Source organism: Georgenia sp. M64, assembly GCF_038049925.1.
Taxonomy (GTDB): domain Bacteria; phylum Actinomycetota; class Actinomycetes; order Actinomycetales; family Actinomycetaceae; genus Georgenia.
On sequence record NZ_CP145809.1, the window covers coordinates 1830754 to 1852692 of the forward strand.

The window sequence follows — 21939 nt, forward strand, 5'->3', positions numbered from 1 at the left end:
CGCGGGTGGGCTCAGCCGACGGTGACGGTGCGGGAGTCGACCGTCGGCTCACCGCCGGCGCCGCCGGAGGGGTCGTCCTCGATGATCTCCACCGTGTAGGTCCCCGGGTCGAGCTCCACCGTGAAGGAGAAGGGCGCGAAGGTCTGGCCCTCGCTCGTCATCGTGAAGCCCGCCTCGACCTCGGTGCCGGCGTCGTCGAGGACCCGCCACGGCAGGTTGGCCTCGAAGACTGCCGCCTCGCCGGAGACGGTCACCGGCGAGGTGACCTCCGCGCCCTCGGCGGGCCGGTCGATCTGCACGAGCTGGCGCACGTCGAGGGGGTCCTCGGCCGCGACCGGTTCGTCCCAGACGAGCGTGCCCCACACCTCACCGGCCGGCTCGCCGTCGATGAGGAGGAGGACCTCGGCGTCCTCGGCGCCGGCGGCGCCGAGGACCGTGTGGACGAGCTGCTGGACCATCATGGCGGCGCCCTCGGAGCCCACGTTCGCGGTGCGGGCCTCGGCGGAGAGGTCCACGACGAGCGTGCCGTCGTCGTCCTCGACGCCGAGGACCTCGGTGGCCGGGTCCCACGTCGTCGTGTAGTCGGGGTCCTGCGGTCCCGCGACCATCGTCTCGACGGCACCGACGACGGGGTCGCCGTCGACCTCCCGCAGCTCGCGCGCCAGGCGGATGCCGTTGCGCGTGTCCACGACGAAGTACACCGGCACCTCGTCCGTCCCGGCGGGCTCCGTGGCGGGCTCCGTGGTCGGCTCCGCGGGTTCGGTGGTGGGCTCGTCGGTGGCGGTGGCGGTGGCGGTGGCGGTGGCGGTGGCGGTGGCGGTGGGGGTGGGCGGCGGCGGCGCGCTCGTCGTCGGGTCGGTGCCGGGGTCGACGTCGGTGCATGCCGCCAGGACGAGGACGAGGGCGGCGACCGGTCCCCGTCGTCGAAGGGATCCGGCCATGGCAGCCTCCTCGGTGCGGTGGCGGGCGGCCGGACGGCCGGAGCAGCGCGGGCCGCACCCTCTCAGTGTGGCACCGCCGGGCCGCTGCGGGCGGCTGTTGGGAGACGTAGGCTCGCCCGCGGAAGGGGGCCGCGGGTGATCCACGTCGGGACGTCGGGCTGGAGCTACGACCACTGGGACGGGGTGCTGTACCCCCCGGGCTCGCCACCGCGCGACCGGCTGGCGCACTACGTCGAGCGGTTCGGCACGGTCGAGCTCAATGCCAGCTTCTACCGCTGGCCGCGCGAGGCCGCGTTCGCGAGCTGGCGCCGCCGCACGCCCGAGGGCTTCCTCCTCTCGGTCAAGGCGCCCCGGGGGCTCACCCACGCCCGGCGCCTGTACGCCCCCGAGCCCTGGGTCGAGCGCCTTGCGGCGGCGTGGCACACCCTGGGACCGCGCCGGGGTGTGGTGCTCGTCCAGCTCCCGCCCGGGCTCGAGCGCGACGACGCCCGGCTCGGGTACTTCCTCGGCCGGCTCCCGCCGTGGATGCGGGTGGCGGTCGAGATGCGCCACCCGAGCTGGCACGACGAGGCCGTGCTGGGAATGCTCGAGCACCACGGCGCCGCCTACTGCGTGATGAGCGGCGCGGGTCTGCCGTGCCTGCTGCGCGCCACCGCGCCGCACGTCTACGTCCGCCTCCACGGGCCCGACCACCACCACCTCTACGCGGGGGAGTACACCGACGACGACCTGCGGTGGTGGGCCGACCGGCTCCGGGAGTGGGAGGGGGCGGGCCGGGAGGTCTTCGCCTACTTCAACAACGACGGCGGCGGCAACGCCGTGCGCAACGCCGGCCGGCTCCGCGAGCTGCTGGACGGCTGAAGCCCGACGGAGCCGACCCGCCGGGCCGTCGCGGCCGTCGCGGCGCGCGCACCGGCGGCCAGGGCGGCCAGCCGGTCGACGCCGGTGACCGGCACGAGGGCGGCCCGCAGCCGGGCGCGGCGCGAGGCCACCGCCCTGACCTCGGCCAGGACGGTCTCGACGTCGGCGGTCATGGCGCCCTCACGGACCGGGCCGGGTGCGTAGCGCACGCGCTCGACCCGGTCGGTGATCCGCGCGAGCGCCTCGGCGCCGGCGCCGTGCAGCGCTGCGGCCCCGACGAGCAGCTCCCGGGAGCGTCGGGGGCTCGCACCCACGGGCACGTCGACGCCCAGGTCGCGCAACGAGGCCACGAGCAGGTGCCACCGCCCCTCGACCCGGTCCGCGTCGTCCTCGGCGCGTCGCAGCGGCGCGGTCCGTGCGCGCCGGCCGGCGAGAGGTACCAGGAGGAGGAGCGCGGCCAGCGCGACGACCACCGCGAGGGCGGGCAGGAGCAGGCCACGGACGCGGTCGGTCCAGGAGGAGGTCGTGCCCACCGTGGTGACGTCGCCGGCGTCGAGCCCCGGGGCCGTCCGGTCGGGGACCACCGGCGCGGCGGTCGAGCCCGGGACCTCGGCCGTCTCGGGTGCGTCCTGGACGAAGTACAGGGGCCGGTTGCCCGCCCGCTCGGCCGGCGTCGGCTCGAACCGGGTCCAGCCCAGGCCGGTCACGTAGAGCTCGGGCCAGGCGTGCGCGTCGGCGGCGACGACGGTCCACGCACCGTCCTCGTCCTGCTCGCCCGGCAGGAACCCCACGGCGAGCCGGGCGGGGATGCCGCTCGCCCGGGCCATCATCACCATGGCGGTGGCGAACTGCGTGCAGTAGCCGCGACGGGTGGCCAGGAAGTGGCTCACCGGGTCGAGCTCCGCGCCGTCGGGGCCGACGACGGGGTCGGCCAGGGTGAGGCTGTAGACGAAGGCCTCGCTGCTGAGGAAGGCCTGGATGGCGGTGGCGGCGTCGACCTGGTTGGTGCTCCCGGCGGTGATCTCCCGGGCGAGGGCGGTCACGGTCTCCCGGGACGCGTCGTCGACGCCGAGGAGGTCGGGGTCGCCCAGCTCCGGCACGGTCCAGGCGCCGGTCCCGGGCGGGAGGCTGCCCACCGTCCGGTAGGACGTCGCCTCGTAGCTGGCGGGCTGGTCGGTGACGAGGGCGGTGCCGGTGGCGGCGTCCAGGCCCCACGCGATCTCCCCGACGTCGGCGGCGACGAGCGGGTGCGGCATGGCGACCTGGGGGGCGCTGAGCCGGTTGAGCAGGACGGTCATCGACCACGGTTCCGTCTCGACGCCGACGGGCAGGAGGGGCTCGGGCGGCGGCGGGTCGCCCATGCGGCGGGCACTGGGCAGCCACCGCCCGTCCTCGTACCGGCTGCTCACCGTCACCCGCAGGGGGCTCGGGCGGCTGGAGTCGGTCCGGAAGCGCAGCACCGGGGCCTCGCTGCGGGAGGTGAGGTCCTGGGCCAGGTCGAGGGTCTCGGTGAAGGTCACCGGACCCCGCGCCCCCCCGGCCGCCCGGGCCAGGCCCTCCACCACGGTCGTCGGTGGCAGGTGCGGGACGACCGCCGGGAGGACGGCAGCCAGCGCGACGGTGGCGGCGACGAGGACGCGTCCTCGCTGGGAGTAGCGCCGCCGGCTGCGCTCGACGGCGGGACCGAGCCAGACCGACGTGGTGAGCTCGTCCGTGCGGGCGGTGGACCAGCCCCGCACCGTGCCGAGCCCCTCGCGCGCGACCAGCAGCAGCCACACGACGGCGGTGGAGGCGAAGTACCACGGGTGCAGGGCGTCGCCGGTGTTCGAGGCCGTCACCGTCCCCACCACGAGGAGCGGGACGCCGGCGAGCGCCGGCGACCGGCCGGTCACCCCGATCGCGTCCACGGCCAGCCCCACCGCGGCGAGAGCGGCGACGACGAGGAGGACCAGACCGGCCGTGGCCGGCGCCGGGACCTGCTCGTCACGGACGGTCGTGAGGCCCTCGGTCCACAGGGCCGCTGCGGCCGCGAGGGTGCGGGAGGTGGGCAGGCCGTAGAGGTGGTCGCCGGGCACCAGGAGCCAGGAGAGGACGAGCGTCGCGAGGGTCCCCTGGACCGCGAGGACGGCCGGCGCCGGCAGGCGCAGGGCCCGTGCGGCGCTGCCGGTCACGGCCACGGTCGCCAGGACGACGAGCAGCGGTCCGACCCAGGGCTGCTCGCGCAGGAGCGGGGTGACCGACCAGCTCGCCACCGCGGTCGCGAGGGCGGCGAGGAGGGCGTCGGGCCAGCGGCTGCGCTCGTTCACGAGCGCACCCGCTCGCCGCGCGTGACCTCGTCCCAGGCCCGGTGGACGCTCTCGCCGTGCCGGGTGACGTGGCAGTGCCAGCCCGCCGCCCGGGCCCGCGTGGCCGCCTCCTGGGTGCGGCGGCCGGGCACGGTGGCGGAGGTGAAGGTGGCGGTGTCCAGGAGCAGCAGGAGGCCGACCCCGCCCGGTGGCCGGACGCCGACCAGGCGCGGGAGGTCCTCGCCGAGGCCGTCGGCCACGGCCGCGACGGCCATCCCCGCCCGGGCGTGACGCGCGGCGCGCAGGACCCCGGTGAGGTCGCCGTCGTCGGCGCGGGCGAGGGCGAGGTGGCGCAGGACGGCCTGGACGGGCAGCGGCTCGCGGGCCAGGCCCTCGGCGGCGGTCCCCGCCGACGCCAGCACGAGCGAGAAACCCAGCCGGTGCAGGTGCACCGCGGCCGAGGCCAGGGCGCTGACGGCCCACTCGAAGGAGCTGTCCTCGCCGCTCCCGCGGTGGGCGGCGGGGCGCGGGTCGAGCACGAGGACGGCGCGGCGGCGGGCGTGGCGCTCCTCCTGGCGCACCATGAGCTCGCCGCGGTGGGCCGTGGCGGGCCAGTGGATGCGGCGCAGGTCGTCGCCCTCGCGGTAGGAGCGCGTGCTGGCGTCGTCCTCGCCCTGCGTCCCCACGGAGTGGGGCAGGACCCCCTCGCCGGCGACGCCGAGCCGGCGCAGGACCGCCGGGTCGAGCTCCTCCACCCGGGGGAGGACGACGACGTCGGCGGTGGCGTGCAGCTGCAGCCGCGAGGTCGTCAGGCCGAACGGGTCCTCCTGGCGCAGGCTCAGCGGGCCGACCCGGTAGCCCCCCCGGGTGGCACCGCGCACCCGGTAGGACGCCTGGTGGTGCTCGCCGGGGCGCATGTCGGGTAGGAGCAGGCGCGGGGGGCGGCCCAGCGCAGGGTCCAGGTGCTCCTCGGCGAGCTGCAGGACGGTCGAGGTCGTGCCGGTGTTGCGGATGTCGAGGTGGACGTCGGCGCTCTGCCCCGGTCGCAGCAGGGTGGGGCTCACGGTCCGGCGCACCGAGATCTGCGGCGTGCGCCGCCACCCGGCGACCAGTGCCAGGACCGGCAGCACGGCGAGCAGGGCGCCGATGCGGGTGATGTCGGGGAACCCGAGCACCATGCCGACCAGGGAGATCGTCAGTCCCGCGGCCAGGAACGACTGTCCCCGGGTCGTCAGGCGCGGGCTCCTCATCGGGCGCGGTCGGGGACCGGGACGTCGGCCAGGAGCGCCCCCAGGACGTCCGCGGGGGTGAGGAGGGCGAGCTCGGCCTCGCCGGCGAGGAGGAGACGGTGCGCGAGGACCGGGACGGCGAGCTCCTGGATGTCCTCGGGGAGGACGTGGTCACGCCCGCGCAGGGCGGCGTGGGCCCGCGCGGCGCGCAGCAGGTGCAGACCTGCGCGGGGCGAGGCGCCCAGGCGCAGGTAGCGGCTCGTCCGTGTCGCGGCGACGAGGTCCACGACGTACTGGCGCACCGCGGCGCCTGCGTACAGGCGCTGCACCTCCTGGACGAGGTCGGCGACGGTGGCGGCGTCGGTGACCGGCTCGAGCTCGGCGAGGGGGTCGTGGGCGCTGTGCGTGTCGAGCATGCGCAGCTCGGCCGACGCCGAGGGGTAGCCCATGGAGATCCGGGCCATGAACCGGTCGCGCTGCGCCTCGGGGAGGGGGTAGGTGCCCTCCATCTCGATGGGGTTCTGCGTCGCCATGACGATGAAGGGGGAGGGGAGGTGGTGGGTGCGGCCGTCGACCGTCACCTGCCGCTCCTCCATGGCCTCGAGCAGCGCCGACTGGGTCTTGGGCGAGGCCCGGTTGATCTCGTCGCCGACGACGACGTTGGCGAAGACGGCCCCCCGGCGGAACTCGAAGGTGTGGGTGTCCTGGTTGAACACGCTCACCCCCGTGATGTCGCTCGGGAGGAGGTCGGGGGTGAACTGGATGCGCCGGACCGTGCCGTCGACCGTGCGGGCGAGGGTCTTGGCCAGGAGGGTCTTGCCCACGCCGGGGACGTCCTCGACGAGGAGGTGGCCGCCCGCGAGGAGGACGGTGAGCGTGGTGGCGACCGCCTCCTCCTTACCCTCGACCACGGTCGACATCGCGGCCCGGGCGGAGCCGACGACGGCGTGCAGCCGGTCGAGATCGACGTCGACCGTCTCCGTGACAACCGGGTCCATGGCCCGATCGTGCCTCATCGGCAGCCCGCACGGAAGGGATCGGGACGTCTAGGCTGCGGGGATGGCCCATCACCGGGCGCGCGACGCCGGCCGCGGCGCCGCCGCCGTCGCCGGGGTCCTCCTGCTGCTGGTGCTCCTGCCGGTCTTCCTCTCGTCGGGGCTGCTGGCCCCGGGGTGGGCGGTGGTCGCCCTCGTCGTGGTGTGGGTGGTGGCCCTGGTCCTCGCGGTCCGGTGGTTCCGCCCGCATCCCGGGCGGGTCCTGGCCCTGCCCTTCGCCCTGGCGGCTGTGTGGCTCGTGACGATGTACGTCGGTGACCTCGTCCTGGGGTGGACGGCCTAGCGGGCAGCGCCCGCCGACAGGTCAGGCGGTCGGGCAGGACGTCTGGCCGACGAGCCGCTGCGTGAGGCCGAAGGCGGCGAAGGAGACGGCGAACATCGCACCGGGCACGGCGTGCGCGGGGTTGTTCGCCAGGGTCACCACCGCGCAGACCACGCTGACGGCCGCCAGGGCGGCGCACGTCGAGCAGCCGGTGTCGACCACCCTGCCGGTGCCGGGGAGCGGGACGTACGAGGCGAGCGTGCCTGCCGCGAGGACGGCGGCCGCGAGCACGAGCGCGCTCCACGCGGGCGGGCCGTCCCACCCGCCCCCGGCGGCGGCCAGCACGACGGCGAGGACGGGCGCGGCCACGGCGGCGACGAGGAGCCGCCGGGCGGGCCACTGGTCGCGCAGGCGCGGCGCCGCGACCGGGGCGAGGGCGGGGTTCGTGGTGAGGTCCAGGCGGGTGACGACGGTGTCCTCGGTGGGCGGGACGGGGGCGGACGGGACAGCCATGACCGCACCATACCCCATGGGGTATACGTCACTCCGCCTCGCGTAGGCTGGACACCACATACCCCCTGGGGTATAAAAGTTCGGTACCCGTTCCTGAGACCGAGGAGAGAACCATGTGCAGTCCCGCTCGATGCAACAGCTGTGGCAAGATCACCTGGACCGGCTGCGGCATGCACGTCGACCAGGTCTTCGCGGGCGTTCCCACGGAGCAGCGCTGCACCTGCCGCTGACGCGGACACCCCGACCGACGGCCCGTCGCGACGCCTTCCCCCGGCACGCGGCGGGCCGTCCTCCATGTCCGGGACCGCGTCGAGGAGCGGTCGCCCGCCACGTCCGGGCGGCTCGGCGGCGTCCGGTCGGCTCAGCGGCGGGGCCGGTTCAGCAGGGCGTCCACGAAGACGGTGCCGATGTCCTCCGGGTCCTGGGCGAGGTAGCTCCGCCCGCCGGTCTGGGCGGAGATGACCCGCAGCTCGGTCTCGTCGGTGCCCGGTCCCATGCCCACCGTGATGACCGGTACGGGCCGGTCCGGGTCGCCGGCCGCCTGGAGCTCGGCGAGGAGCTGGTCGAAGCTGATCCCGTCGTCGTCCTCGTTCTTGCCGTCGGTGAGCAGCACCACCGAGTTGACGAAGCCCGGCTCGTAGCTGTCCTGGACCGTGCGGTACGCCGCGAGCACCGTGTCGTAGAGGCCGGTGTCCCCGTCGGCGCGGCCGGGCAGGGACTGCGCCGCCGCCAGCAGGGCGTCACGGTGGGTCCCGTCGCCGGCGGGGGAGTCGATCCGGGCGACCGGGACGAGCTCGGTCCAGTCACGACCCTCGCCGTGGTCGGTCGAGAAGGCCCACAGGCCCACCTGGGAGGTCGGCGGGAACTGCTGCATCGCCACCTGGGCGGCGCCGGCCGCGAGCTCGATGCGGGACCGCCCGCCCGCGTCGTCGAGCATCGAGCCGGAGATGTCGATGACGGCGAGCATGCGCATGTCCACCGCGACGGTGCGCCACGACGCCAGGGCCGTCTCGACGGCTCCCGCGGTGGGATCGGGCCTCGGCTCGGTGTCCTCGGGGACGCCCGGCACACCGGGGGAGCCCCCACCGTCGGCGTCGCGGAAGCCGGCCGCGGCGAGCGCGGCGCGCCCGCCGGGGCCGGTCAGGGCCTCCTCGAGCGCCGCCACGGCGGGTTCGGGTGCCGCGGCGACCCGGACGAAGGGGAACGCGAACGACCCGGTCCCCTCGGCGGGGACGACGGCGACCAGCGGGGCGCCCGGGTTGTCCGCGAGGTGGCGGAAGAGCCGCTGCTCGCTGGCGGGGAAGGCGACGGCGTCGGGGGAGTCCGCCCGGTCGAACAGCTCGTCCTCCGTCGTCTCCTGCCGCGAGAGTACGATGGTCGCGCGGCCCAGGGCCTGCTCGCCCTCGGGCGTGCCGCCGAGCACCTCCCCGGCGCTGACCAGGGCGAGGAGGGAGGCGGTGGACTCCTCGGGATCGGCCATGAGCAGGTCCACCCCGCCGGTGAGGAACGTCTGCCAGGGCTGGGCCCCGCCGAGCTCCTCGGTCATCGCGCGCGGCAGCGCGATCACGACCGGGCTGGTCGCCAGGACCGGCCCCACCTCGAGCGCCTCGCCACGCGCGGCCGCGGTGCGCTCAGCCCAGACCGGTGAGTCCGGCACCCACACGTGCGGACCGGTGGCCGTGGCGACGGTGAGCTGCGCGGCCGTCTCCGCGGCGGGCGCCGCCGTGACCGCGTAGGTCGCGCAGGCCTCCTCCTCGATCTCAGCCGCCACCTCCGCCAGGACCGGTGCCAGGTCGGGCGTCGTGGTCACCCTCACCTCGGCGGGCTCCTCGCAGGGGGTTGCCGTGGCCGTGGCGGGCGCCGAGGTGGTGGCTGCCTGGCCGCCCGCCCTGTCCCGGCCGGCGGGCTCGTCGGCGCGCGGCCAGTTCGCCCAGGCGATGCCGCCCAGGACCACGAGCAGAGCGACGAGCGCGGTGGGTGCCACCCACCACAGCCCGCTGCGCCGCGAGTCGTCGTGCCGACCCATGCCCGTGAACCTAACGATGCCCCGGCGACGGGGGTACCGCGCGTTCTGGGGGCATCAGCGCGGACGGCGCCCCGGCACCAGCCGCGGGGTGCGCGCGGCGTAGTGGCGGTAGGGCTCGCCGAAGTGGCGGTGCAGGGCGTCCTCCTCGACCCGTGCCTTCGTGGCGAGGACGCCGGCCAGGAGCGCGGCGGCGGCGAGCGGGCCTCGGCGTCCGCGCAGCAGGGCCACGCCGAAGGACGCGGTGGCCAGACCGGCGTAGATGGGGTTGCGGGTGTGGGCGTAGACGCCGGTGGTGATGAGGCCGGCGTCGGCGGGCGGGCGCACACGCGGGGTGATCCGCCGTCCGTGCGGGGCGAGCCCGGCGAGCGAGAGGGCCCCGCCGGCCAGGGTCAGCGTCCAGGCGAGGCGGCGGGTGGCGGGCGCGGGCCGCCACCGGGCGCGTCCGGGCCACAGCACGCCGGCGAGCGCGGCGGCCTGGCCGGCCACGAGCAGGTCCGTACGGTCCATCCGCCCAGGGTGCCACCTGCGACCGGCGGCCGTCAGTCCGGCGGGCGTCGCCGCAGCTCCTTGGTGGCGCTGCGGCGCTGCTTGTCCTCCGCCCGGCGGCGCCGCACGCCGCGGGACGGGCGCGAGGCGCGCCGCGCCGGGGGCGGCGGGGCGAGCGCGTCCCGCAGCAGGGCGAGCAGGCGCTCCTGGGCGGCGCGCCGGTTCTGCAGCTGCGAGCGGTGCTCGGACGCCACCACCGTCAGCACGTCGCCGACGAGCCGTGCGGCGAGCGCGGCCCGGACCCGCTCGCGCTGAGCGGGGCTGAGCGCGGCGGACCGGGCGACGTCGAACGAGAGCTCGACGCGCGAGTCCGTCGTGTTGACGCCCTGGCCGCCCGGCCCGCCGGCGCGCGAGAACCGCCACGCCAGGTCGGCGGGGTCGAGGACGACCCTGCCGGTGACCCGCAGCGGATCAGGCATCGCGACGGCGCACGCCGTGCGGCAGCACGAGCCAGGCGAGCAAGACGAGCAGACCCAGCACGCCGGCGACCGTGAGCGCCGTGGTGCGCGTGGTGACGACGTCGAAGACGAGCAGCACGACGCCGACGACGACCACCCCGAGCAGGGCCAGGCCGCCCTTGACCAGGCGGTTGCCGGTGTCGACGGTCTCGGGCTTGAGGCGCTTGCCGAAGAGGATGCGGTGCAGGCTCACCGGGGCGACCACGGCGATGGTGGTCATCGTCGACAGGACCACCAGCGCGAGGTAGGTGCCCACCTGGAACGCGTCCAGCTCGGTGAAGCGGGACTGGAAGGGCAGCGTGAGGAGGAACCCGGTGAGGATCTGGGTGCCCGTCTGCATGACGCGCATCTCCTGGAGGAGTTCGTTCCAGTTCCGGTCCGAGCGCTCCTCGGGCGTCTCGTCCCGGCCCTTCTCCAGACCGCCGTCCCTGCCGCGCACCCGTCCTCCTCCGTGATGTCCAGGCCGCCAGGGTAGGTCCTCCGAGCCGCCGGGGCTCACCTACGGCCCGTGCCGGCGTCGACCTCGTCCCCGCGTACGAACGCCTCGGCCCGCACGCTCGCGTGGAGCCGGTCGAACATCTCCGCCTGGTCCCGGGCCTGCTGCGCGAGGGCGTCGAACCGGGCGGCGGTCAGCCCCAGGTCCGCGGCGTGGTGCGAGAGCACCTGCCACAGCCCGAGCTTGCCCATGACGGCGCCGCGAAAGAGCTCGAGCTCGAGCAGCGGCGTCATGGGGGAGCGGGAGAGCACCCGGCGGTTGAGCTTGAGCCGGCCGACCCGCTCGCCGGCCCACGCGGCCGCCTGGCGGTGGCGACGGCGCGGGAGGCCGAGACCGTCGATGACCGTGGTGAGGACCTCGACCTCCTCGGTGAGCTCGCTCACGAGGCGCCGCAGGTCCGGCGCGAGGGCCGTGTCCGCGTAGTGCTCGGCCATGAACCGGGCCCGGCTCAGCCCGCCGGTGGCGCCGGTGAGGTGGTCGGAGAGGTAGAGCCCGAGGAGCCCGTCGTCGAGGTGGCGCGGGACGTGCGCGCTCGGGGTTCTTCCGGGGGACGTGATCGCGGCGGTCGACGCCGACGGGGCGGACGTGGGGGTGTCCGGGGTGCCGGCGGGACGCATGGGCGGGCTGGCCGTGCCGCGGCCGGCCGCCATGCCCTCCAGGAGCTCGGCGAGGGTGTCGGCGGCGTCGTGCTGCGGCCGCCAGCCCAGCACGGCCCGGGCACGGTCGGTGGACATCAGGGGGACGCCCATGCCCATGTCGAGCCAGCCCGCGTCGGTGGGGACCAGGCGGCTCTGCCAGGCGAGGGCGAGGACGCGTCGGAGCGGCGCCGGCGGCACCTCGACGAACCGGCCGTGGTCGACCACCCGGGCGAGGTCCGCCGCGCGCAGGACCGGCTCGCCGGCCACGTTGAACGCTCCCGGCGCGCGTTGCACGACCACCTGGACGTACGCGCGGGCGACGTCGTCGGCGTGGACGACCTGCAGGCGCAGACCCCTCGGCAGCGGCAGGAGGGGGAGGCGGCCGGGCGCCAGCAGCGGGGCCGGGACGAGCGGTCCGAGGAAGTAGCGCACGATCTCGGCGCCGGCGTCGTCCTGGAAGATCAGGGCCGGTCGCAGGCGCGAGACGACCAGGTCGGGGTGGGCCGCTGCCACCCGGTCCAGGACCCGCTCCTGCGCGACCTTGTCCACGGAGTAGTGGGACGTCGGGATCCCGCCGGTCGGCCAGGACTCCTCGCGGGGGACGTCGTCGTCGACGGGGGAGTACGCGCCCACCGAGGAGGCGCACACGAGGTGCCCGACGCCGGCCCGGACGCACGCCTCGGCCACCCGGCGGGTACCGGCGACGTTCGCGCGGCGCAGGACCTCCCGCTCGTGGTTGGGCTGGATGAGCCAGGCGAGGTGGATGACGGCGTCCGCGCCCGCCAGGTGCGCGGCGAGCCGGGTGACGAGCGCGTCCTCCTCGCCGGGACCGGCGGTCTCGGCGCCGACGTCGACCGTGGCCCACTCGACGTCGGCGTAGGGCTCGGCCGCGCGGTCCGGCAGCCGGCGCGCCAGGCCCAGCACGGAGGTGACCGCCGGCTCGGCCCGCAGCGCGCGCAGGACGGCGGTGCCGGCGTTGCCGGTCGCCCCGACGACGACGACCCTCATGCGCCCGTGCCCCCCGTCCGGCGGGCCGGCAGGGTCGGGTCGAGCACGACCTTGATCGCGCCGTCGAGCTTCTTCTGGAAGATCTCGTACCCGTACGGGGCGTCCTCGAGGGCGATGCGGTGCGTGCGCAGGTCGAGCACGCCGAGCGGGTCGGCGGCATCGGAGACGAGCGGAAGGAGGTCGTCGACCCAGCGACGCACGTTCGCCTGACCCATCCGCACGGTGACCTGCTTGTCGAACAGCTGGAGCATCGGCAGGGGGTCGCGGGCGCCGCCGTAGACCCCGGAGACGGACAGCGTCCCACCGCGCCGCACCAGCTCGATCGCGGTGAGGAGGGCCGCGAGGCGGTCCACCCCCAGCTTCTTGAACACCGGCCGGGCGAGGGCGTCGGGCAGCAGGTTCGCCCCGGCGTGGAGCGCCTCGGCGACGGGCGAGCCGTGTGCCTCCATCCCGACGGCGTCGATGACCGAGTCGGGCCCGCGGCCACCGGTCAGTGCCCGGACGGCGTCGGGGAGGTCGTCGACCTCACGCAGGTCCAGGGTGTCCACGCCGTGCCGGCGCGCCATCGCCAGACGCTCGGGGACGAGGTCGACCCCGATCACCAGCTCCGCCCCGCGGTGGCGGGCGACGCGGGCGGCCATCTGCCCGACCGGTCCGAGACCGAGGACGACGACGGACCCGCCGGGGGGCACCTGGGCGTACTCGACCGCCTGCCACGCGGTGGGCAGGACGTCGGAGAGGTAGAGGTAGCGCTCGTCCGGCTGGCCGTCGTCGGGGACGGGGACCGGGCCGTAGTGCGCCTGGGGCACGCGCAGGTACTCGGCCTGGCCGCCCGGGACCTGCCCGTAGAGCCTGGTGTAGCCCAGCAGGGACCCGCCCGTGCCGTGCTCGTGGTTCTGGGTGGTCTCGCACTGGCTCTGCAGGCCGCGGGTGCACATCCAGCACCGGCCGCACGAGACGTTGAAGGGGACGACGACACGGTCGCCCGGGCGGATGTGCGCGACCTCGGGGCCGACCTCCTCGACGACGCCCATCGGCTCGTGGCCGAGCACGTCGCCGGCGTCGAGGAAGGGCCCGAAGACGTCGTAGAGGTGCAGGTCCGAGCCGCAGATCGCCGTGGACGTCACCCGGATGACGGCGTCGGTCGGCTCGACGATCCTCGGGTCGGGGACGTCCTCGACGCGGACGTCCTCCTTGCCCTGCCAGGTCAGTGCGCGCATCTGTCGTCCGTCAGCTGCCGCCGGTCTCGGCGGGGTCGTCCTCGCCCTCGGCCTGGTCGGGCTGGTCCGCCGCCTCGCGCGAGGTCAGGCTGCCCGGGTCGGCGTCGGGGTCGGTGGTGGGGTCGTACGGCTGCTCCGATGGTGTGCTCATGGTGCTCACGGTGGCACCGGGTCCCGTGGTGCGCATCTCGGGGCGCTGGTCCGGAGCCCGATCACCGTTCGGGTCGCCGACGCCGGGGAACCGTCCTACGTTCAGGGCACATCGACGTCCGTCGAAGCGAGCTTTGCCGGATCGAAGGAGACAGACAGATGCGTCACCACCTCACCGCGACGTCGCTGACCGCGGCCCTCGCGCTCACGCTGGCCGCCTGCGCACAGGGCAGCGGCGGCGACGACCAGGACCCCGCGCCCACCGGCGACGACGCCGGCCAGTTCGACCCCGAGGCCGAGCTCTCGGGCAGCCTCGACATCCTCGGCTTCGGCGCCGGGGACGAGGTCGCGACCGTGCGGATGGAGCACGCCGAGGAGGCCCTCGGCGACGTCGAGGTCTCGCTGACCGAGGGCGACCTCGACATCCAGCAGTTCCTCTCCGCGGTCGCCTCCGGGGAGCCGCCCGAGCTCATCTACGCCAACCGCGACCAGATCGGCACGTTCGCCTCCCGGGGCGCGATCATCCCCCTCACCGGCTGCATCGAGGGCGAGGGGATCCGCACCGAGGACTTCCGTGAGCCTGCTATCGAGCAGGTGACCTTCGACGGGGAGGTCTACGGCATCCCGGAGTTCAACTCCGTCCAGCTCACCATGGCCAACTCCGAGCTGCTCGAGGCCGCCGGCCTGAGCGTCGAGGACGTCAACGGCTCCGACTGGGACGCGGTGACGTCGGCCAGCGAGGCGCTGGCCGACCCGGGGGCGGGAGTCATCGGCTACGACTCCAAGCTCCCGGAGTTCCTCCCGCTGTGGGCCCACGTCAACGGCACCGACCTCATCTCCGAGGACGGCCGCACCGCCCAGCTCGACGACCCCGCCGTCGTCGAGGCGCTCGAGTGGGCCGTCGGGATCTACGACGCCCAGGGCGGCTTCCCGACCGTCAAGGCCGTGCGCGACTCGGCCGACTTCTTCGGCTCCGGCAACCAGTTCGCCTCGGGCACCCTCGGGGCGATGCCGATGGAGCAGTGGTACGTCAACGTCCTCAACGACGTCTCGCCCGACGCCCCGCTCGTCTTCGACACCGTGCGCGACCACGACGGCGCCCCCGTCGCCTACGCCTCCGGCTCGGCCTGGGCGATCCCGGCCGACACCGAGAACCCGGCCGCCGCGTGCCGCTGGGCCCGGGCGATGACCGAGGTGGACGCGTGGGTGGCCGCCGCCGAGGAGCGCAAGTCGATCCGCGACGGCGAGGGCAAGCCCTTCACCGGGCTGCTCACCGGCAACCAGGCCGCCGACGACGCCGTCGCCGAGCTCGTCGAGCCCAGCGGCGACGAGGTCTGGGACAGCGCCGTCGAGGCGATGTACGAGGCGAACGACAACACCTTCTCCCTCCCGGCCAACCCCGCCGACGCCGAGTTCAAGACGGCCTGGCAGGACGCGGTCAACCGGGTCCTCAACGGCCAGGCCGAGCCGGCCGACTCCCTCGCCCAGGCCCAGGAGGAGGCGCAGGCGGCCCTCGACGAGAGGTGGGCGGCCTGGGACGACGGCGAGGGCTGACATGACCGCCCTCACCGGGCCGCTCGCCCGGGTCCGCGCGCAGGTCTCGACGCGCTCCCAGCGCCGGGACCTGCGCGCGGCCCTGCTGTTCATCAGTCCCTGGGCGGTCGGCTTCCTCGTCTTCACCGCGTGGCCGCTGCTGTACTCGGCCTACCTGTCGCTGACCGACTACGACGTGCTGACCGACCCGAGCTTCATCGGCCTGGAGAACTACCGCACGCTCCTCGAGGACGACAAGATCGCGCTCTCCCTGCGCAACACGATCTTCTACACGGTGATCCAGGTGCCGGCGTACGTCCTGGTCTCCCTCGGCCTGGCCATGCTGCTCAACCAGGCGGGACGGGCGGCGGGATTCTTCCGCACCGCGTTCTACCTGCCCAACATGACCCCGCCGGTCGCCGTCGGGGTGCTGCTCCTGCTGATCTTCAACGGCCAGAACGGCCTCATCAACGAGGTGCTCGGGTTCTTCGGGATCGACGGGCCGTCGTGGACCACCGACCCGAACTGGGTCAAGCCCGCCATCATCGTCATGAGCCTGTGGTCGGTGGGAGGCTCCGTCATCATCCTCCTCGCCGCCCTGCGCAACGTGCCCACGGAGCTCTACGACGCGGCCCGGGTCGACGGCGCCGGGCCGTGGCAGCGGACCTGGAGCGTGACCCTGCCGATGATCTCCCCCGCCCTGTTCTTCGTCACGGTCGTCAACACGATCGCCGCGTTCCAGACCTTCACCGAGACGTACACGGCGTTCTTCGGCTCGGGCAACTCCACCTACAGCAACGACGCGGCCCTGTTCTTCTCGATCTACCTGTTCCAGCAGGCGTTCCAGTTCCTCAACATGGGCTACGCCTCGGCGATGGCCTGGGTGCTGTTCGTCATCATCATGGTCATCACCGTGATCCAGCTGCGGGTCTCGCGCCGGCTGGTCTACCTCGAGGGGGAGCAGCGATGAGCGCCTCCACCGACACCGCCCGCCCCGTCGCCGCCGCCCGCGGCGTCGACCTCACCCCGGGCGGGCCCACCGGGCCGCTGCCCGCCCCGCCGCCGCGGGCCGCCCGGCCCGCCGGGGGGCGCCGGTGGGGGCCCGGCCGGGTCGCCGTCGTCGTTGCGCTCGTCGCGCTCACCGGTGTCTTCGTCTACCCGTTCGTCTGGCTGGTGAGCGCGTCCCTCAAGCCGCAGGGCGAGGTGTTCGACAACCGGATCATCCCCCTGACCCCCACGCTCGAGAACTACGTCAACGTGTGGGCCGAGGCGCCGATGCTCCTGTGGCTGGGCAACACCGTCCTCGTCACGGTCCTCGCGGCCGTGACCGTGACCGTCTCCAGCGCGATGGTCGCGTGGGGTTTCGCCTACTTCCGCTTCCCCGGGCGCGGGCCGCTGTTCGGCCTGGTGCTGGCCACGATGATGCTGCCGGGCGCGGTGACGATGATCCCCACGTTCCTCATCTGGAACTCGCTCGGCCAGGTCAACACCCTCACCCCGCTGTGGGCGGGCAACCTCTTCGGCAGCGCCTTCTACATCTTCCTGCTGCGCCAGTTCTTCCTCGGCCTGCCCCGCGAGCTCTTCGAGGCGGCGAAGCTCGACGGTGCGGGCAACTGGGCGATCTTCCGCCGCATCGCGATGCCGCTGACGAAACCGGCGCTGGTGGTGACGCTGCTGTTCGAGTTCCAGGCGGCCTGGACGGACCTCATGCGTCCGCTCATCTACCTGCGTGACTCCGACAAGTTCACCATCCCGCGCGGGCTGAAGTCGCTCCTCGACCAGTTCGGCTTCGGCGGGAACTGGCACTGGGAGATCATCGTCACCGCCTCCGTCATCACGACGGTGCCGATGATCATCCTGTTCTTCCTCGGCCAGCGGCACTTCGTCGAGGGCATCGCGACGACCGGCTCCAAGGGCTGAGCCGCGGCGGCGCGGGTCGCCCCCGCCGCCGCTCGCCCGCACCGTCGCCCCTCCCGCCGCTCCCGCCGGTCACCCCGGTCACGCCGGTCACCCCGGTCACGCCGGTCACCCCGGGCCGGCGGGGTCCTCTCAGCCGGTCGCAGCGTGAGCGCGGACGACGGCGACGAGCGGCGCGCGGTGGAGCACCCCGCGGCTGACGGAGCCGAGCAGCAGCCCGGCGAGGCCTCCCCGGCCGCGGCTGCCCACGACGACGACGCCGGCGGTCCCCGCCTCGGCCGCGAGCGCGTCCACCGGGTGCTCGGGCACCTGCACCAGCTCGACCTCGACCTCGGGGTAGTGCTCGGTCCAGGACGCGACCGCGTCGCGGACCGCCTGCTCCGCACGCTCGTCGAGGTCGGCGAGGGTCTGCATCGCGGAGGAGTCGAAGTACTCCCCGGTCACGGCCTCGCGGTAGCGCGAGTGGACGACCCGGACCCCGACGCCCCGGCGCCGGGCCTCCGCCATGGCGAAGGCCATCGCCTCGGGGGAGCCGTCGGCCGGGTCGATGCCCACGACCACCGGCCCGCCCGTGTCCCCGGCCTCCTCGCGCACGACGAGGACCGGGCCGTGGGCGTGCGCGGCCACCTTCTGCGACACCGAGCCGAGCAGGGGTCCGGCCAGGCGGCCCAGGCCCCGCGCGCCGACGACGACGAGGGCGGCGTCCTCCGACGCCGCGACCAGCTCGACGGCCGGCGCACCGAGGTGGACGGACGTGGTGATCGAGAGGTCGGGGTGCGCCGCGGCGACCTCGGCGGCGAGGTCGTCCACGAGCTTCCCGCCACCGGCGAGGAGGTCCACCACGGGCAGGACGTCGAAGTCCGCGCCCGACGGCAGCGGCGGGAACGCGTAGAGCAGGTGGAGCCCGGCGCCGCGCCGGGCGGCCTCGCCCGCCGCGACCTCGGCCGCGTGCCGGGCGCGGGGCGAGCCGTCGACACCGACGACGACGCTTCCTCGGGGGATCTCGGTGGACGTCATGACGCACCCCTTCTCCGGCGCGCCCCGTCCCGCGGTCGGCACCCGGAACCGGGGCGAACCACCTGTGGTCCACCCAGCGTCCCACATGCGGTCGCAACCCCCTCGGACGAACGTCCCGCCTGGCCGCGGGGGCGCCGGAGGTGGTTGAGTGCCCCGGTGAGCGCAGCGACCCAGAACCTGACCCGGGCCGAGGCGCAGGAGCGCTCGGCGCACCTGCGGGTGACGACGACGGAGGTCCACCTCGACCTCGCCGGCGACGCCGAGACCTTCGGGACCACCACGACCGTGACCTTCGAGGCCACCACCGGCGAGACCTTCCTGGACTTCCTGGGCCCCGTCGTGGAGCGGGTGGTGCTCAACGGCGCCGAGCTCGACCCGGCCGCCTGCTTCGACGGCGCGCGCATCCACCTCACGCCGCTCGAGGCGGAGAACGTCGTCACCGTCGTCGCGCGCGGGGCGTACTCCCGCTCGGGCGAGGGGCTGCACCGCTTCGTCGACCCGGTCGACGGGCAGACCTACCTCTACACCCAGTACGAGCCGGCCGACTCCCGCCGGGTCCTGGCGACCTTCGAGCAGCCGGACCTCAAGTCCCGGTACACGTTCTCGGTGACGGCGCCCGCCCCGTGGCTGGTCCTGTCCAACCAGCCGGCCGTGGGGTCCGAGCCCGCGGGGGTGGGCCTCACGAGGACGACGTTCGCGCCCACGCCGCCGCTGTCCTCCTACCTCACCGCCGTCGTCGCCGGGCCCTACCACCACGTGCGCGACGTGTGGGAGTCCCCGGACGGGCTGCGCGTCCCGCTGGGAGTGCTGTGCCGCGCCTCGCTCGCCCCGCACCTCGACGCCGACAGGATCCTCACCGTGACGAGGCAGGGCCTGGACTTCTACCATCGCGAGTTCGCCTTCCCGTACCCGTGGGGCAAGTACGACCAGGTCTTCGTCCCCGAGTGCAACCTCGGCGCCATGGAGAACCCCGGCTGCGTGACGTTCACCGAGCACTACGTCTTCCGCTCCGCCGCCACCCGCAACCAGTACCAGGGGCGGGCGAACACGATCCTGCACGAGATGGCGCACATGTGGTTCGGCGACCTGGCCACCCCGCGGTGGTGGGACGACCTGTGGCTCAAGGAGTCCTTCGCCGACTACATGGGCTCCCACGCCTCCGTCGCCGCCACCGAGCACACCGACGCCTGGGTGGCCTTCGCCAACCGGCGCAAGGCCTGGGCGTACACCCAGGACCAGCTGCCCACCACCCACCCGGTGGTCGCGGACATCCCCGACCTGGAGGCGGCCAAGCAGAACTTCGACGGCATCACCTACGCCAAGGGCGCCGCCGTCCTCAAGCAGCTCGTCGCCTACGTCGGGGTCGAGGCGTTCTTCGACGGCGCCCGGCGCTACTTCCGTGACCACGCCTACGCCGCGACGACGCTCGGCGACCTCCTCGGTGCGCTCGAGGCGGCGTCGGGCCGGAACCTGGGGGAGTGGGCACGGCTGTGGCTGCAGACCGCCGGCACCGCGGAGCTGCGCGCCCAGGTCGAGGCCCGGGACGGCCGGGTCGAGCGGCTCACGGTCCACCAGCGCGGCACGGACCCGCGCACCGGCTCGTCGGTGCTGCGGCCGCACCGCCTCGCCGTGGGGCTCTACGGCCTGGCCGACGGCGTCCTCGTCCGGACCGCCCGGTACGAGCTGGACGTCGCCGGCGCGGTCACGGAGGTGGCCGGGGCCGCCGGGGCGCCGGTGCCGGACCTCGTCCTCGTCAACGACGACGACCTCACCTACGCCAAGGTCGTCCTGGACGAGCCGTCCGCCGCCACGGCGCTGGCCCACGTCGGTGCCATCCCCGACGCCATGCCCCGCTCGCTGGTCTGGTCGGGGCTGTGGAACGCCACCCGCGACGCCCGGCTGCCCGCCGCGGACTACCTCACCGCGGTCCTCACCCACGGCGCGCACGAGAGCGACACCGCCGTCCTCACCGGACTGACCGTGAACGCCCGGACCGCCGTCGAGCGCTACGTCCCGGCCCCGCGGCGCCCTGCCGAGCGGGAGCGCCTCGGCGAGGGCGCCTGGGAGCACCTGCGCTCGGCGGCGCCCGGCTCGGACGACCAGCTCGTCTGGGCGCGCGCCTTCGCCGCGGCCGCCGCCACGGTCCCGGCCGCCGCGGGGCGGGCCCGCGAGGTCCTCGCCGGGGTCGTGCCCGGCCTGCCGCTGGACCCGGAGCTGCGGTGGGCGCTGTGGCAGTCCCTGGCCGCGACCGGGTCCGCGACCCCTGCCGAGCTCGACGCCGAGCTGGCCCGCGACGCGACCGCGGACGGGGCCACCCGCCACCTCGCCGCACACTCCGCGCTACCGGAACCGCAGGTGCGCGAGACGGCCTTCGAGACCCTGCTGCGCCCGGGCGCGCTGACGAACGACCAGGTGGACGCCACCCTGGAGGGGTACGGCCAGCCGCTCCACGCCGACCTGGCCGCACCGCTGACCGAGCGGTACTTCGCCGCCCTGCGCACCGTCTGGGCCGAGCACAGCATCGAGATCGCGGACCGGCTCGTCCAGGGCCTCTACCCCGGCCACCAGGACGCCGGCGACGGCGATCCTGCCGACCACCCCGTCGTCGCGCGGACGACGCGGTGGCTCGAGGACAACGCCGACGCGCCCGGCGCCCTGCGTCGCCTGGTGCTCGAGGAGCGGGACCATCTCCTGCGGTCGCTGCACGCCCAGCGGGCGGGCCGCTGAGGTCGGGCCGCTGAGGCCGGGCCCTGCCCGCGCGGACGGCGAGGCCGTGCCCGGTCGCCGGGCCGGGCCCGGTCAGACCGCGAGCTCGGCCAGGGTGGCGACGACGTCGACCAGGGCGCCGCGCCGGAAGACGGTCACCGGGAGGTCCCGGCCCACCGCGGTGCCGAGCATGAGTCGCTGGAGGTCCTGAGCGGTGCTGACGGGCCGGTCGCCCGCGCTGGTGACGATGTCGCCCAGGTAGATCCCAGCGGCGGCCGCGGGGCCGCCCGGGACGACCTCCCGCACGTGCAGGCCGGTGCGACGGCCCAGCCGGTCGGCGAGCGCGGGCGGTACCGGCGCGGTGACCCCGCCGACGCCGAGCCACGCCCGGCGCACCCGGCCGTCCCGGACGAGCGAGTCGAGGATCCGCAGCGTCGTGGGGTTGACCGGCACCGCCAGCCCGAGCCCCACGCCGGCGACGGCGGTGCTGACCCCCACCACCCGCGCGGCGGAGTCGGCCAGCGCCCCGCCGCTGTTGCCCGGGTTCAGGGCGGCGTCGGTCTGGATGACGTCGTCGATGGAGTGGGCGCCGTAGGCGGTGCGGACCGGCAGCGAGCGGCCGAGCGCGCTGACGACACCGGCGGTCACGGACCCGGCGAGACCCAGCGGGCTGCCGACCGCGACGACGAGCTGGCCCACTCGCAGCGAGTCGGCGTCCCCGAGCACCGCCGGAGGCGAGAGGCCCTCCCGGGTGCGCAGGACCGCCAGGTCCGAGAGCCGGTCGGCGCCGACGACGTCGAAGGGCGACTCCTCGCCGTCGGCCGCGACGACCCTGCCGCCACGGACGCCCTCGACCACGTGGGCGCTGGTGAGCAGCAGGCCGTCGGCGGAGAACGCCACGGCGGAGCCGGCGCCCGCGCCGCGGCGACCGTGCACCCGCACGGACAGCACCGACGGCGCCAGCGCCGCGGCGACCGTCGTGACCACCCGGGAGTAGGCGTCCATGGCCTCGTCCACGGCAGCGCAACGTCGCCGGGCCACGGTGCGATACCCGTGTTCGCCCGGGGCTTACCGTTCC

Annotated in this window: 20 protein-coding genes; 6 read left to right on the forward strand and 14 right to left on the reverse strand. The window is 75.1% G+C overall.

From position 1 onward, the window contains the following. Window positions 1–11: 11 nt before the first annotated feature. Window positions 12–941, reverse strand: coding sequence for a Gmad2 immunoglobulin-like domain-containing protein (locus AAEM63_RS08285; RefSeq protein WP_341361066.1), 930 nt, complete (start codon window positions 939–941; stop codon window positions 12–14). Window positions 942–1076: 135 nt separating this feature from the next. On the opposite strand from AAEM63_RS08285, the gene AAEM63_RS08290 reads away from it, so the two are divergent. Continuing rightward, on the forward strand, window positions 1077–1802 hold the full coding sequence (locus AAEM63_RS08290; RefSeq protein WP_341361067.1) for a DUF72 domain-containing protein: 726 nt from the start codon (window positions 1077–1079) through the stop codon (window positions 1800–1802). Here the strand turns inward: AAEM63_RS08290 and AAEM63_RS08295 are convergent. Genes AAEM63_RS08295 through AAEM63_RS08305 form a run of 3 tightly spaced genes read right to left on the reverse strand, consistent with a single transcriptional unit; the run spans window position 1730 to window position 6314 of the window. Next, complete coding sequence (locus tag AAEM63_RS08295) at window positions 1730–4108, reverse strand: DUF3488 and transglutaminase-like domain-containing protein (protein WP_341361068.1); 2379 nt, start codon at window positions 4106–4108, stop codon at window positions 1730–1732. The genes AAEM63_RS08290 and AAEM63_RS08295 overlap by 73 nt on opposite strands. After that, the gene (locus tag AAEM63_RS08300; protein ID WP_341361069.1) at window positions 4105–5337 is read right to left on the reverse strand and encodes a DUF58 domain-containing protein; all 1233 of its coding nucleotides are present in this window, start codon (window positions 5335–5337) and stop codon (window positions 4105–4107) included. The genes AAEM63_RS08295 and AAEM63_RS08300 overlap by 4 nt, the downstream gene beginning before the upstream one ends. Then, window positions 5334–6314 (reverse strand): AAA family ATPase, encoded by a 981-nt coding sequence (locus AAEM63_RS08305; protein ID WP_341361070.1) that lies wholly within the window; start codon window positions 6312–6314, stop codon window positions 5334–5336. Before AAEM63_RS08305 ends, AAEM63_RS08300 begins: the two co-directional genes overlap by 4 nt. Before the next feature lie 61 nt (window positions 6315–6375). On the opposite strand from AAEM63_RS08305, the gene AAEM63_RS08310 reads away from it, so the two are divergent. After that, window positions 6376–6654, forward strand: coding sequence for a hypothetical protein (locus tag AAEM63_RS08310; RefSeq protein ID WP_341361071.1), 279 nt, complete (start codon window positions 6376–6378; stop codon window positions 6652–6654). A gap of 21 nt (window positions 6655–6675) precedes the next feature. Here the strand turns inward: AAEM63_RS08310 and AAEM63_RS08315 are convergent, their stop codons facing one another. From AAEM63_RS08315 to AAEM63_RS08350, 8 genes are all read right to left on the reverse strand, one after another. Further along, entirely contained in the window at window positions 6676–7146 is a 471-nt protein-coding gene (locus AAEM63_RS08315) for a hypothetical protein (protein WP_341361072.1), read from the reverse strand. 361 nt (window positions 7147–7507) lie between these two features. After that, window positions 7508–9172 carry a substrate-binding domain-containing protein gene (locus tag AAEM63_RS08320; RefSeq protein WP_341361073.1) on the reverse strand — a complete coding sequence of 555 codons (1665 nt, stop codon included), beginning with the start codon at window positions 9170–9172 and terminating at the stop codon, window positions 7508–7510. A 54-nt stretch (window positions 9173–9226) separates the two neighbouring features. Beyond that, a complete protein-coding gene (locus AAEM63_RS08325; protein WP_341361074.1) occupies window positions 9227–9679 on the reverse strand; it encodes an isoprenylcysteine carboxylmethyltransferase family protein in 453 nt (150 codons plus the stop codon). Window positions 9680–9711: 32 nt separating this feature from the next. Beyond that, window positions 9712–10137 (reverse strand): alternative ribosome rescue aminoacyl-tRNA hydrolase ArfB, encoded by a 426-nt coding sequence (arfB, locus tag AAEM63_RS08330; RefSeq protein WP_341361075.1) that lies wholly within the window; start codon window positions 10135–10137, stop codon window positions 9712–9714. Next, window positions 10130–10615, reverse strand: coding sequence for a DUF6328 family protein (locus tag AAEM63_RS08335; RefSeq protein ID WP_341361076.1), 486 nt, complete (start codon window positions 10613–10615; stop codon window positions 10130–10132). Before AAEM63_RS08335 ends, arfB begins: the two co-directional genes overlap by 8 nt. 56 nt (window positions 10616–10671) lie before the next feature. Further along, the gene (locus tag AAEM63_RS08340) at window positions 10672–12318 is read right to left on the reverse strand and encodes an NAD-dependent epimerase/dehydratase family protein (RefSeq protein WP_341361077.1); all 1647 of its coding nucleotides are present in this window, start codon (window positions 12316–12318) and stop codon (window positions 10672–10674) included. Then, window positions 12315–13538, reverse strand: coding sequence for a zinc-dependent alcohol dehydrogenase (locus tag AAEM63_RS08345; protein ID WP_341361078.1), 1224 nt, complete (start codon window positions 13536–13538; stop codon window positions 12315–12317). The genes AAEM63_RS08340 and AAEM63_RS08345 overlap by 4 nt, the downstream gene beginning before the upstream one ends. A gap of 10 nt (window positions 13539–13548) precedes the next feature. Beyond that, window positions 13549–13689 (reverse strand): hypothetical protein, encoded by a 141-nt coding sequence (locus AAEM63_RS08350; RefSeq protein WP_170175144.1) that lies wholly within the window; start codon window positions 13687–13689, stop codon window positions 13549–13551. A 158-nt stretch (window positions 13690–13847) separates the two neighbouring features. On the opposite strand from AAEM63_RS08350, the gene AAEM63_RS08355 reads away from it, so the two are divergent. From AAEM63_RS08355 to AAEM63_RS08365, 3 genes are read left to right on the forward strand one after another with little or no spacing between them, the layout of a single operon-like run. Then, window positions 13848–15242: an ABC transporter substrate-binding protein gene (locus AAEM63_RS08355; protein WP_341361079.1), complete on the forward strand. Its 1395-nt coding sequence runs from the start codon at window positions 13848–13850 to the stop codon at window positions 15240–15242. A 1-nt stretch (window position 15243) separates the two neighbouring features. Continuing rightward, entirely contained in the window at window positions 15244–16191 is a 948-nt protein-coding gene (locus AAEM63_RS08360; RefSeq protein ID WP_341361080.1) for a sugar ABC transporter permease, read from the forward strand. Continuing rightward, window positions 16188–17141, forward strand: coding sequence for a carbohydrate ABC transporter permease (locus tag AAEM63_RS08365; protein WP_341361081.1), 954 nt, complete (start codon window positions 16188–16190; stop codon window positions 17139–17141). The genes AAEM63_RS08360 and AAEM63_RS08365 overlap by 4 nt, the downstream gene beginning before the upstream one ends. A gap of 129 nt (window positions 17142–17270) precedes the next feature. On the opposite strand, the gene AAEM63_RS08370 is transcribed toward AAEM63_RS08365, so the two are convergent. After that, complete coding sequence (locus tag AAEM63_RS08370; protein WP_341361082.1) at window positions 17271–18155, reverse strand: universal stress protein; 885 nt, start codon at window positions 18153–18155, stop codon at window positions 17271–17273. Between the two features lie 156 nt (window positions 18156–18311). On the opposite strand from AAEM63_RS08370, the gene pepN reads away from it, so the two are divergent. Further along, a complete protein-coding gene (gene pepN, locus AAEM63_RS08375; RefSeq protein WP_341361083.1) occupies window positions 18312–20882 on the forward strand; it encodes an aminopeptidase N in 2571 nt (856 codons plus the stop codon). 72 nt (window positions 20883–20954) lie between these two features. Here pepN and AAEM63_RS08380 read toward each other — a convergent pair whose 3' ends face one another. Further along, entirely contained in the window at window positions 20955–21878 is a 924-nt protein-coding gene (locus AAEM63_RS08380; protein WP_341361084.1) for a trypsin-like peptidase domain-containing protein, read from the reverse strand. Window positions 21879–21939 lie beyond the last annotated feature (61 nt).

Bases quoted from the DNA above. Each gene is read 5' to 3' on its own strand.
- AAEM63_RS08285 (WP_341361066.1), bottom strand. From the start codon at position 941: ATGGCCGGATCCCTTCGACGACGGGGACCGGTCGCCGCCCTCGTCCTC.
- AAEM63_RS08300 (WP_341361069.1), bottom strand. From the start codon at position 5,337: ATGAGGAGCCCGCGCCTGACGACCCGGGGACAGTCGTTCCTGGCCGCG.
- AAEM63_RS08305 (WP_341361070.1), bottom strand. From the start codon at position 6,314: ATGGACCCGGTTGTCACGGAGACGGTCGACGTCGATCTCGACCGGCTG.
- AAEM63_RS08310 (WP_341361071.1), top strand. From the start codon at position 6,376: ATGGCCCATCACCGGGCGCGCGACGCCGGCCGCGGCGCCGCCGCCGTC.
- AAEM63_RS08315 (WP_341361072.1), bottom strand. From the start codon at position 7,146: ATGGCTGTCCCGTCCGCCCCCGTCCCGCCCACCGAGGACACCGTCGTC.
- AAEM63_RS08320 (WP_341361073.1), bottom strand. From the start codon at position 9,172: ATGGGTCGGCACGACGACTCGCGGCGCAGCGGGCTGTGGTGGGTGGCA.
- AAEM63_RS08325 (WP_341361074.1), bottom strand. From the start codon at position 9,679: ATGGACCGTACGGACCTGCTCGTGGCCGGCCAGGCCGCCGCGCTCGCC.
- arfB (WP_341361075.1), bottom strand. From the start codon at position 10,137: ATGCCTGATCCGCTGCGGGTCACCGGCAGGGTCGTCCTCGACCCCGCC.
- AAEM63_RS08340 (WP_341361077.1), bottom strand. From the start codon at position 12,318: ATGAGGGTCGTCGTCGTCGGGGCGACCGGCAACGCCGGCACCGCCGTC.
- AAEM63_RS08345 (WP_341361078.1), bottom strand. From the start codon at position 13,538: ATGCGCGCACTGACCTGGCAGGGCAAGGAGGACGTCCGCGTCGAGGAC.
- AAEM63_RS08350 (WP_170175144.1), bottom strand. From the start codon at position 13,689: ATGAGCACACCATCGGAGCAGCCGTACGACCCCACCACCGACCCCGAC.
- AAEM63_RS08355 (WP_341361079.1), top strand. From the start codon at position 13,848: ATGCGTCACCACCTCACCGCGACGTCGCTGACCGCGGCCCTCGCGCTC.
- AAEM63_RS08360 (WP_341361080.1), top strand. From the start codon at position 15,244: ATGACCGCCCTCACCGGGCCGCTCGCCCGGGTCCGCGCGCAGGTCTCG.
- AAEM63_RS08365 (WP_341361081.1), top strand. From the start codon at position 16,188: ATGAGCGCCTCCACCGACACCGCCCGCCCCGTCGCCGCCGCCCGCGGC.
- AAEM63_RS08370 (WP_341361082.1), bottom strand. From the start codon at position 18,155: ATGACGTCCACCGAGATCCCCCGAGGAAGCGTCGTCGTCGGTGTCGAC.